The 3,366-nt window shown below is 58.6% G+C and carries 3 protein-coding genes; all 3 read right to left on the reverse strand.

All coding sequences use genetic code 11. From position 1 onward, the window contains the following. On the reverse strand, positions 1 to 792 hold a 792-nt coding region (gene lpxC, locus ABYA88_RS15820; protein WP_373188348.1), incomplete at its 3' end, for a UDP-3-O-acyl-N-acetylglucosamine deacetylase. A 144-nt stretch (positions 793 to 936) separates the two neighbouring features. Then, positions 937 to 2,118, reverse strand: a complete 1,182-nt coding sequence (gene ftsZ / locus ABYA88_RS15825) for a cell division protein FtsZ (protein WP_373188349.1) — start codon at positions 2,116 to 2,118, stop codon at positions 937 to 939. A 92-nt stretch (positions 2,119 to 2,210) separates the two neighbouring features. Continuing rightward, positions 2,211 to 3,366, reverse strand: a 1,156-nt coding sequence (gene ftsA, locus ABYA88_RS15830) for a cell division protein FtsA (protein ID WP_373188350.1), incomplete at its 5' end; no start/stop codon positions are given.

Consider the following 3,366-nt stretch of genomic DNA (forward strand, 5'->3'; position numbering starts at 1 on the left):
GTGACCTGATTTGTGACCGCGAAACTCACCTACCAGGCTCTTGCCCAATAGATAGAGATCGCCGATCGCGTCGAGAATCTTGTGCTTGACGAATTCGTCCTCGTAACGCAGGCCGTCTTCGTTCAGCACGCGATATTCATCGACCACGATGGCGTTATCCACGCTGCCTCCCAAGGCCAGGTTCTGGGATCGCAGATGCTCGATGTCGCGCATGAACCCGAAGGTCCGGGCACGGCTAACTTCCTTCACAAAGGAAGTGCTCGAGAAATCCACACAGGCAAACTGGCTACGGCCGCGAAACACCGGATGGTCAAAGTCGATCTCAAAAGATACCTTGAAGCCCTCGAATGGCAGAAAACTGGCTGTCTTGCCATCTTCTTCCACGGTGATTTCGCGCTTGATCCTGATGAACTGTTTGGCGGCGTCCTGTTCCTCGATACCAGCGGACTGGATCAGGAATACGAAGGGGCCAGCGCTGCCGTCCATGATCGGCACCTCGGAGGCGCTGAGCTCGACATAGGCATTATCAATGCCCAAGCCAGCCATCGCCGACAGCAGGTGCTCGACGGTATCAACCTTGGCTCCGTTGTTGACCAAGGTTGTCGACATCATCGTTTCGCCCACGAACTCGGCCCGCGCCGGAATCTCGACCACAGGGTCGAGATCGGTACGGACGAACACGATTCCGGTACCGATCGGCGCCGGTTTCAGCGTGAGATAAACTTTCTCACCCGAATGCAGACCAACACCAGTGGCCCGGATGATGTTCTTCAGTGTGCGTTGTCTGATCATGCTTTATGTTTCCGCCGTAATTGCGAGCAAGTTGCGAAAATTGCGAATTATTTTCAACAAGGTGGCGCGCATAATAGCAAAGTCCACCTTTGTTGAACACCAATCAGCCCTATCCGCTCGATTGAGCCTCTCTATCGAATCGGGTTAATCAGCCTGGCGCCGCAGGAAAGCCGGAATGTCCAGGTAGTCCAGATCTTCCGGTGCCTGGCTCAAACGCGCTGCTGCTGCGTTATTGCTCTGACCTCCAGTGTTGCGCATCACTGTCGGACGATCCAGGTCCCGATAGTTGGGTGCTGCGCCGTCGTGTGACTGGCGGGCAGCCGGGGCCGGAGCGCTGGTGTTATCGACCACCTTGACCGGCTTGTCCATACGCGCGCCGAGACCGGTGGCAACTACGGTAACGCGCAGCTCGTCGCGCAGTTCCGGATCGATAACCGTACCGACAACCACGGTAGCCGTCTCGGAAGCGAACTCTTCCACGGTACTGCCAACTTCGGAGAACTCACCCAGGGACAGATCGGGGCCAGCAGTAATGTTGACCAGAATACCGCGTGCGCCCATCAGGTTCACGTCTTCCAGCAGCGGACTGCGGATAGCCGCCTCTGCAGCTTCGCGTGCGCGATTGGGGCCACTGGCATGACCAGTACCCATCATCGCCATACCCATTTCGCTCATGACGGTTTTCACGTCGGCAAAGTCGACGTTGATCATGCCTGGACGCATGATCAGGTCAGCAATGCCCTGCACCGCTCCAAGCAGCACATCGTTAGCCTTGCTGAAGGCGGCCAGCAGACTGGCGTCCTTGCCCAGCACGGTCAACAGCTTCTCGTTCGGGATGGTGATCAGCGAATCCACATGCTCACTCAGCTCACGAATGCCCTCTTCAGCGATCTGCATGCGCTTGCGGCCTTCGAACGGGAACGGCTTGGTGACGACTGCCACCGTCAGGATGCCCATTTCACGCGCCACTTCTGCGACGATCGGCGCTGCACCGGTACCGGTACCGCCGCCCATGCCGGCGGTAATGAACACCATGTCGGCTCCGCGCAGCACTTCGGCAATACGCTCGCGGTCTTCCATTGCGGCTTCGCGGCCGATCAGCGGGTTCGCGCCGGCGCCCAGACCTTTGGTCACGTTCGGGCCCAGCTGCAGGATGGTGCGGGCGCTGACATTCTTCAGCGCCTGTGCATCGGTATTGGCGCAGATGAATTCAACGCCTTCGACGTTGTTGACGACCATGTGCTGCAACGCATTACCGCCACCACCACCGACACCAACAACCTTGATTACTGCGTTCTGCGGAACGTTATCAATTAATTCAAACATGGTTCCATCTCCTCGAGTACATACTCGTTTCGTTTTCGTTTCGTTACTGCAATGCTCGCTTGCGCGAGGCCTTGACCGCTTTTATGCGGCTCTTAAAAATTGCCCTTGAACCACCGCTTGATACGGATCAGTGGCGATTCCCTGCTCGTTTCGGGGCTGCTCGCGGCAGCGGCGTTATGCCGGTTGCCGTAATGCAGCAGGCCCACGCTGGTGGCGTAGATGGGATTGCGCACCACATCTGTCAGCCCCTTGAATTCCTGCGGTACGCCCAGGCGTACCGGCATGTGAAAGATCTCTTCGGCCAGTTCTACCGCGCCTTCCATTTTCGATGTTCCACCGGTCAGGACGATGCCGGCCGGGATCATATCCTCGAATCCCGAGCGACGCAGTTCAGCCTGAATAAGCGTGAACAGCTCGTCGTAACGCGGCTCGACCACCTCGGCCAGCGCCTGGCGCGACAAATCACGCGGCGGCCGTTCGCCGACGCTCGGGACCTTGATGGTTTCCTCCGGGCCGGCCAGCTTGGCCAGCGCACAGGCGTAGCGAATCTTGATCTCTTCGGCGTACTGGGTCGGTGTACGCAGCGCCATGGCGATATCGTTGGTGACCTGGTCACCGGCAATCGGGATCACCGCGGTATGCCGGATCGCACCCTCGGTAAAGATCGCGATATCGGTGGTGCCACCGCCGATATCGACCATACACACGCCGAGCTCTTTCTCGTCTTCGGTGAGCACGGCGTAGCTGGAAGCCAGCTGTTCAAGGATCACGTCCTCGACTTCCAGACCGCAGCGGCGAATGCATTTTTCGATGTTCTGTACTGCGTTCAATGCGCAGGTCACCAGATGCACCTTGGCCTCCAGTCGAACACCCGACATTCCCAGCGGCTCGCGCACACCTTCCTGGTTATCGATCACGTATTCCTGCGGCAGGATGTGCAGCACCTTCTGGTCAGCGGGAATCGCCACCGCCTGACCTGCGTCGAGCACCCGCTCGATATCGGCCTGCGCCACTTCGCGATCCCGGATGGCAACGATGCCGTGCGAGTTCAGGCTGCGAATGTGATTGCCCGCAATACCGGCGAACACGGAGTGAATCTCGCAACCTGCCATCAGCTCGGCTTCCTCGATCGCGCGCTGAATCGACTGCACGGTGGACTCGATATTGACCACCACCCCTTTTTTCAGGCCGCGCGAGGGGTGCGAACCGATACCCACGATCTCCAGCGTGCCGTCTACGCCGATCTCA

Origin of the sequence: Halopseudomonas sp. (assembly GCF_041579695.1) — a bacterium.
GTDB lineage: Bacteria > Pseudomonadota > Gammaproteobacteria > Pseudomonadales > Pseudomonadaceae > Halopseudomonas.

Bases quoted from the DNA above. Each gene is read 5' to 3' on its own strand.
- ftsZ (WP_373188349.1), bottom strand. From the start codon at position 2,118: ATGTTTGAATTAATTGATAACGTTCCGCAGAACGCAGTAATCAAGGTT.